The organism is Streptacidiphilus neutrinimicus, assembly GCF_000787815.1.
GTDB classification, from domain to species: Bacteria; Actinomycetota; Actinomycetes; order Streptomycetales; family Streptomycetaceae; genus Streptacidiphilus; species Streptacidiphilus neutrinimicus.
The window spans coordinates 856-9,240 of sequence record NZ_BBPO01000146.1 but is presented as its reverse complement, the minus strand read 5'-3'; the positions used below and the strand labels follow the sequence as shown (position 1 = coordinate 9,240).

General features: G+C 75.2%; 2 protein-coding genes. Both read left to right on the top strand.

Going from position 1 to position 8,385, the window contains the following annotated elements:
- The coding region (locus TR48_RS37625; protein WP_063771147.1) for a type I polyketide synthase at window positions 1-1,856 on the top strand (1,856 nt) is incomplete at its 5' end.
- 61 nt (window positions 1,857-1,917) lie between these two features.
- On the top strand, window positions 1,918-8,385 hold a 6,468-nt coding region (locus TR48_RS41410; RefSeq protein ID WP_042375284.1), incomplete at its 3' end, for a type I polyketide synthase.

The window sequence follows — 8,385 nt, the reverse complement described above, 5'->3', positions numbered from 1 at the left end:
CGGCGCTGCCCGCCGCCGGGTCCCTCGGCGCGGTCGCGGTCCTCGGGGACGACGACCTCGGGCTGCCGGACGCCGAGTGCTTCGACGACCTGGCGACGCTGAGCCTGGCTCTCCCCGACACGGTCGTGCTGCCGCTGGCGGCTGAGGCCTCCCCGGATGTGGCCGCGGCCGCCCACACGGCCGTCCACCGCGCGCTGGAACTGCTGCAGTCCTGGCTGGCCGAGGAGGCGTTCGCGGACTCCCGCCTGGTCCTGGTGACGCGCGGAGCCGTGGTCGCCGGCGACGGCGAGAACGTCCGCGACCTGGCCTCGTCCGCCGTCTGGGGCTTGGCGCGCTCGGCGCAGTCGGAGAACCCCGGCCGGATCGTGCTCGTCGATCTGGACGAGGACCCGGCCTCACGCGCCTCGCTCGCCGCCGCCGTCGACGGCGGCGAGCCGCAGCTCGCGCTGCGTGGCGGGGCGGCCTTCGCCCCGCGTCTGGCGACGGTGGCCACCCACGAACCAGAGACGGCTTCGGAGTTCGACACCGCGGGCACGGTTCTGGTGACGGGCGCGACCGGTTCGCTCGGTCGGGCGGTGGTCAGGCATCTGGTGGAACGGCACCACGTCCGGCACCTGCTGCTGGTCTCCCGGCGCGGTGAGGCAGCGCCGGGCGCTGCGGAGCTGTCCGCCGAGCTGGCGGAGCTGGGCGCGTCGGCCCGGTTCGCGGCCTGTGACGTGGCCGATCGCGACGCCCTCGCCGAGCTGCTGGGGACCGGGTTGGAGCACCCGCTGACGGCTGTGGTGCACACGGCCGGTGTGCTGGATGACGGCGTGCTCTCCTCCCTCACCCCCGACCGGTTCGACGCGGTCCTGCGGCCCAAGGTGGACGCGGCCTGGCACCTCCACGAGCTGACGCGGCATCTGGACCTGTCGGCCTTCGTGCTGTTCTCCTCCGCCGCCGGTGTCTTCGGCAACGCGGGCCAGGCCAACTACGCGGCCGCGAACGTCTTCCTGGACACGCTCGCGCAGCACCGGCACGCGGCCGGGCTGCCGGCGACCTCCCTCGCGTGGGGCCTGTGGGCCGAGGACGGCGGGGGCATGGCAGGCGAGCTCGCCGAGGCCGACTCGCGCCGGATGACGCGCGCAGTGGCGGCGCTGTCCGAGGCGGAGGGCCTGGCGCTGCTCGACACGGGGCTCGGCCTGCCGGACCCGGTGCTGCTGCCGGCCCGTCTGGACCTGGGCCAACTGCGTGCCCAGGCGGCTGAGTCGGGCGAGGTGCCCGCGCTGCTGCGGGGCCTGATCCGGCCGCCGGCCCGCCGCACGGCCGGGGCCGCCGAGGCCGACCCGGGTGCCGCGCTCGTGCGGCAGCTGACCGGCCTGGCCGCCGAGGAGCAGGAACGCGTCCTCCTCGACGTGGTCCGCGGGCAGGTGGCCGCGGTGCTGGGCTACGCCGGTGCCGCCGCCGTCCAGGCGACCGCCGGATTCCGGGAGCTGGGCTTCGACTCGCTGACCGCCGTCGAGCTGCGCAACCGCCTGAACGCGGTGACCGGTCTGCGGCTGCCCGCCACCCTGGTCTTCGACTACCCGAGCCCGGCCGAGCTCGCCGGACAGCTGCGCACCGCGCTGCCGCTGGACGGGCAGGGGGCCGGTGCGGGCGTCTTCGCCGAGCTGGACCGGCTGTCCGAGGCCCTGGCGGCCACGCCCACCGACGAGGAGACCGGGACGCGGGTCACCCTGCGCCTCCAGGCCCTGCTGGCGCAGTGGCGGGACCTCGTCGGCGCCGACGAGCGACCGGCCGAGGACGACAGCGACATCGAGTCGGCCACCGACGACGAGCTGTTCGACCTGCTCGACGACGAGCTCGAGACCTCCTGACCCCGGGCTCCCGCCCCCACATGACGCAGGCGCGACTCTGATGCCGCGAGGAACGGACGAGATGGTGAACGAGGACAAGCTGCGCGACTACCTCAAGCGCGCCACCGCTGATCTGCGCAACGCTCGTCGGCGCGTGCGGGAACTGGAGGAGCGCGACCGGGAGCCGATCGCGATCGTCGGCATGAGCTGCCGCTACCCCGGTGGTGTGTCCTCCCCGGAGGAACTGTGGCAGCTGGTGTCGGACGGGGGCGACGCCATCGGCGGCTTCCCGACCGACCGCGGCTGGGCCGTCGAGTCGCTGATCGACGACGACCCCGACCAGCAGGGCACCAGCTACGTCAGCCAGGGCGGCTTCCTGCACGACGCCTGCGAGTTCGACCCGGCGTTCTTCGGGATCTCGCCGCGTGAGGCGCTGGCGATGGACCCGCAGCAACGCCTGCTGCTGGAGGCGTCCTGGGAGGCGTTCGAGCGGGCGGGGATCGACCCGACCGGGCTCAAGGGCAGCCGGACCGGCATCTTCGCCGGCCTCATGTACCACGAGTACGCCAGCAGGCTCGGCTCGGTCCCGGAGGGCGTCGAGGGCCACCTGGGCACCGGCAGCTTCGGCAGCGTCGCCTCCGGCCGCGTCTCCTACACGTTGGGCCTGGAGGGCCCGGCGGTGACCGTGGACACCGCGTGCTCGTCCTCGCTGGTCGCCCTGCACCTGGCCGTGCAGGCGCTGCGCAGCGGCGAGTGCACGCTCGCGCTGGCCGGGGGCGTGACCGTGATGGCCACGCCCGGCACGTTCGTGGAGTTCAGCCGCCAGCGCGGCCTGGCCACCGACGGTCGCTGCAAGGCGTTCTCCGACGACGCGGACGGCACCGGCTGGGGCGAGGGCGTCGGCATGCTGCTGGTCGAGCGGCTCTCCGACGCCCGCCGCAACGGGCACCCGGTGCTGGCCGTCGTGCGCGGCTCGGCGATCAACCAGGACGGGGCCAGTAACGGCCTGACCGCCCCCAACGGGCCGTCCCAGCAGCGGGTGATCCGCCAGGCGCTGGCGTCGGCCGGTCTGACGCCGTCCCAGGTGGACACCGTCGAGGCGCACGGCACCGGCACCACGCTGGGCGACCCGATCGAGGCGCAGGCGCTGCTCGCCACGTACGGCCAGGAGCGGGCGGACGGCCGGCCGCTCTGGCTCGGGTCGCTCAAGTCCAACATCGGCCACACGCAGGCCGCGGCGGGCGTCGGCGGCATCATCAAGATGGTCATGGCGATGCGCCACGGCGTGCTGCCGCAGACCCTGCACGTCACCGAGCCGTCCACGCACGTGGACTGGTCGGCGGGCGCGGTGGAGCTGCTGACCGAGGCGCGGGAGTGGCCCGAGACCGGGCAGCCGCGCCGGGCAGCCGTCTCCTCCTTCGGCTTCAGCGGCACCAACGCGCACGTGATCGTCGAGCAGGCCCCGGCCGCCGAGGAGCAGGCGTCGGCCGAGGAGCCCGCCGGGACGCCGGTGGCGGCGATCGCCGCCACCGTGCTGCCGTGGGCGCTGTCGGCCCGGGGTGCGGCGGGGCTGCGCGGGCAGGCGGGCCGCCTGTCCGCCTACGTGGACGCCGAGCCCGCACCGGACGCGCCGAGCGTCGGGCTCTCGCTGGCCCTCGGCCGGGCCGAACTGGAGAACCGGGCCGTCGTGCTCGGCGCGGACCTGGCCGAACTGGGCCGGGGGCTGACGACGCTCGCCACCGGCGGCGTCGCCGCCGACGTGGTCGAAGGGGCGGCCCAGGCCGTCGGCAAGGTCGCGTTCGTCTTCCCCGGGCAGGGCTCGCAGTGGGCCGAGATGGGCGCCCGGCTGTGGGACGAGTCGCCGGTGTTCCGCTCCGCGATCCAGGACTGCGCCGCCGCTCTCGCGCCCTTCACCGACTGGTCGTTGGAGGACGTGCTGCTCGGCCGTGCCGGTACTGGGTGGCTGGACCGCGTCGAGGTCGTGCAGCCGGTGCTGTGGGCCGTGATGGTCTCGCTCGCCGAGGTCTGGCGGGCCTGCGGTGTCGAGCCCGCACTGGTGGTCGGTCACTCGCAGGGCGAGATCGCCGCCGCGGTGGTGGCCGGTGTGCTGTCGCCGTCCGACGGCGCCAAGGTTGTCGCGCTGCGCAGCCAGGCCATCGCCGCCGGCCTCGAAGGCCATGGCGGTATGGTCTCGCTCGCCCTGCCGGTGGACGCCGCGCGCGAGCGGCTGGCCGCCTGGGGCGAGCAGCGGATCTCAGTCGCGGCCGTCAACGGCCCGACCTCGGTGGTCGTCTCGGGCGACCCGGAGGCGCTGGACGAACTGCTCGCCGCCTGCGAGGCGGACGGGGTCCGGGCCCGCCGGGTGCAGGTCAGCTACGCCTCGCACTCCGCCCAGGTCGAATCCCTGCGCGAGGAGCTGGCCACGGCCCTGGCCGGGATCACCCCGCGCGCCGGGCGGATCCCGCTGCTGTCCACCGTGACCGGTGAACTGCTCGACGGCGAAGCGATGGACGCCGCGTACTGGTACACCAACCTCCGTTCGACCGTGCGGTTCGGCGAGGCCGTCCAGGCGGCCGTGACCGCGCACGGCGTCGACGGTTTCGTCGAGGTCAGCGCGCACCCCGTGCTGCTGACCGGGCTTCAGGAGTGCCTGGAGGAGGCCGACGCGTCGGCGGTGACGGTGGGCACGCTGCGACGCGGCGAGGGCGGCGCCCGCCGGATCGCGGCCTCGCTGGCCGAGGCGTGGGTGCGCGGCGTCGCGGTGGACTGGCAGGCCGCCGTCTTCGCGGGCACCGGGGCGCAGCGCGTCGAGCTGCCCACCTACGCCTTCCAGCGCAGCCGATACTGGCTGGACGCACCCGCCGCCCAGGCGGAGGAGCCCCGCGAGGCGGCCCTCGACCCGGTCGAGGCGGAGTTCTGGGCCGCGGTGGAGGGCGAGGACCTGGCCGCGGTGGCCGATTCGCTGGACCTCGCCGACGACGCTCCGCTGAGCGCGGTGCTGCCGGCCCTGTCGTCCTGGCGGCGACAGCGCCGCGAGCAGTCCACCGTGGACGGCTGGCGCTACCGGATCGTCTGGCAGCCGCTGACCGAGCTGCCCGCGCCGGTGCTCTCCGGCACCTGGGTGCTCGTGGTGCCCGACGTGCTCGCCGACGCGACGTGGGTGGCAGACACCGCCCAGTCGCTGGCCCGTCACGGCGCCGACGTGCGGCAGCTGGTGGTCGGTCCGGCGGACTTGGACCGCGAGGCGCTGGCCCGGCGGCTGCGCGCCGAACTCCCCGAGGACGCGGCACCCGCAGGGGTGCTCTCCCTGCTCGGCGCGGCCGAGCAGGGCTGCCCGGACCACCCGGCCGTGCCGTTCGGTCTGGCCGGATCGCTGACCCTGCTTCAGGCGCTGGGCGACGCCGAGATCGAGACGCCCGTGTGGACCGCCACGCGCGGCGCGGTCGCGGTGAACGCCGCCGAGCGGCTGAACGGCCCCGTGCAGGCCCTGGTCTGGGGCCTGGGCCGGGTGGCCGCGCTGGAGGACGCGCCGCGCTGGGGCGGCCTGCTGGACCTGCCCGAGCAGCTCGACGAGCGCGCTCTGAAGCGCCTGGTGGGTGTGCTGGCCGGTACCGGCGGCGAGGACCAGCTCGCGCTGCGCGGCGCCGGCGTGTACGCCCGCCGACTGGTCCACGCGCCTGTCGGACCGACGCCTGGGGAGCCGTGGCGGCCGAACGGCACCGTCCTGGTCACCGGCGGCACCGGCGCGCTCGGCGCGCACGTGGCCCGCTGGCTGGCCGGCAACGGCGCCGGCCATTTGCTGCTCACCAGCCGCCGCGGCCCGGACGCCGAGGGCGCTGCCGAACTGCGCGAGGAGCTCACCGCGCTCGGCGCCGAGGTGACGATCACCTCGTGCGACGTGTCGGACCGCGCGGCGCTGGCCGCGCTGCTGGCGTCCGTCCCGGCCGAGCGGCCGCTCACCGCCGTGATGCACACCGCCGCCGTGCTGGACGACGCGGTGATCCGGGCGCTGACCGCCGACCAGCTGGAGCGGGTGCTGCGGGTCAAGGTCGACTCCGCCCTGCACCTGCACGAGCTGACCCGCGACCTCGACTTGTCCGCCTTCGTGCTCTTCTCCTCCTTCGCCGCCACCTTCGGCGCGCCCGGCCAGGGCAACTACGCACCCGGGAACGCGTTCCTGGACGCACTGGCCGAGCAGCGCCGCGCCGACGGGCTGCCTGCCACCTCGGTGGCCTGGGGGCCGTGGGGCGAGGGCGGCATGGCGGCCGAGGGCGGCATCGGCGACCGGATGCGCCGCCACGGCATCCTGGAGATGGCGCCCCACCTGGCCGTCTCCGCCCTCCAGCAGGCGCTGGACCAGGGCGAGACGGTGCTGACCGTCACCGACATCGACTGGAAGCGCTTCGCGCTCGCCTTCACCTCGGGCCGGGTCCGCCCGCTGCTGTTCGAGGTGCCCGAGGCGGTGCGGGCCCTGGAGAGCAGCGCGGGCGTCGCCGACGGTACGCAGAGCGCCGACGGCGGCTTCGGCGCCCGGCTCGCCGGTCTCCCGGCCGCCGAGCGCGAACACCTCCTGACAGACCTGGTGACCTCGCACGTCGCCGCCGCGCTGGGCTACCCGGGCCCGGAGGCGGTGGACACCGGCCGCGCGTTCAAGGAGCTGGGCTTCGACTCGCTGACCGCCGTCGAGCTGCGCAACCGGCTCGGTGCGGCCGCCGGGATCAAGCTGCCCGCCACGCTGATCTACGACCACCCCAACACCGTCGCGCTGGTCCGCCACCTCGACGAGGAGCTCTCGGGCGCGGTGAGCGCGGCCGTCGCGCCGGTCGTGGTCCGGGCCGCCGCCGACGAGCCGATCGCGATCGTCGGCATGAGCTGCCGGTTCCCCGGCGGGGTGTCCTCGCCCGAGGACCTGTGGCAACTGCTGGTCACCGCCGGTGACGGGCTGTCGGACTTCCCCGCCGACCGCGGCTGGGACCTCGACTCCGTCTTCCACGCGGACCGCGACCACCAGGGCACCTCCTACATCAGCCAGGGCGGCTTCCTGCACGACGCGAGCCGGTTCGACGCCGCCTTCTTCGGGATCTCGCCACGTGAGGCGCTGGCCATGGACCCGCAGCAGCGGCTGCTGCTGGAGACCTCCTGGGAGGCGTTCGAGCGGGCGGGCATCGACCCGGCCACCCTGCGCGGCAGCCGGACCGGCGTCTTCGCGGGCACCAACGGATCCGACTACCTCGGCCTGCTGGCCGGTGCGGCGCAGTCGGCGGAAGGCCATGTCGCCACCGGCACGGCGGCCAGCGTGGTGTCGGGCCGTGTCTCGTACCTGTTCGGCCTCGAAGGCCCGGCGATGACCGTGGACACCGCCTGCTCGGCCTCGCTGGTGGCTCTGCACCTGGCTGTGCAGTCGCTGCGCAACGGAGAGTGCGAGCTGGCGCTGGCCGGTGGTGTCACGGTGATGTCCACTCCGGGCACCTTCGTCGAGTTCAGCCGTCAGCAGGGCCTGGCCTCCGACGGCCGCTGCAAGCCCTTCTCGGCCGCCGCGGACGGTTTCACCCCTTCCGAGGGCGCGGGCATGCTGCTGGTCGAGCGGCTCAGCGACGCCCGCCGCAACGGTCACCCGGTGCTGGCCGTCGTGCGCGGTTCCGCGATCAACCAGGACGGTGCGAGCAACGGTCTGACCGCGCCGAACGGTCCCTCGCAGCAGCGGGTGATCCGTCAGGCGCTGGCGAACGCCGGTCTGACGGCGGACCAGGTGGACGCGGTCGAGGCGCACGGCACGGGCACCTCGCTGGGCGACCCGATCGAGGCGCAGGCGCTGCTGGCGACCTACGGCAAGGACCGTCCCGAGGACCGGCCGCTGTGGCTGGGCTCGGTGAAGTCCAACATCGGCCACGCCCAGGCGGCGGCCGGTCTGGCCGGCGTCATCAAGATGGTGCTGGCGATGCGCCACGGCGTGCTGCCGGAGAGCATCCACATCGACGAGCCCACCCCACAGGTGGACTGGTCGACCGGCGCGGTGGAACTGCTGACCGAGCAGCGGGAGTGGCCCGAGACCGGGCGACCGCGCCGGGCGGGCGTGTCCTCGTTCGGGTTCAGCGGCACCAACGCGCACGTGATCATCGAGCAGGAGCCGGTCGCGGAGCAGCCGGACGCGCAGCCGGACGAGGTTCCGGCGGTCGCCCCCTCGGTCGTGCCGTGGGTGCTGTCGGGCCGGGGCGAGGACGCCCTGCGCGGTCAGGCGGCGCGGCTGCGGGCCTTCGCGGCGGATCGGCCGGAGCCGGACGCGCTGGGTCTCGGCCTCTCCCTCGCGGTGGGCCGTGCGGTGCTGGAGCACCGGGCCGTGGTGCTGGGCGAGGACGCCGCCGAGCTCGGGCGCGGCCTGGCCGCGCTGGCCGCCGGCGGACCGGACGCGCGCGTGGTGCACGGCGTGGCGGGTTCTGCGGGGAAGGTGGCGTTCGTCTTCCCGGGGCAGGGGTCGCAGTGGGCTGCGATGGCGGTCGAGCTGCTGGAGTGCTCGGCGGTGTTCGCGCAGCGGATGGCCGAGTGCGCCGCC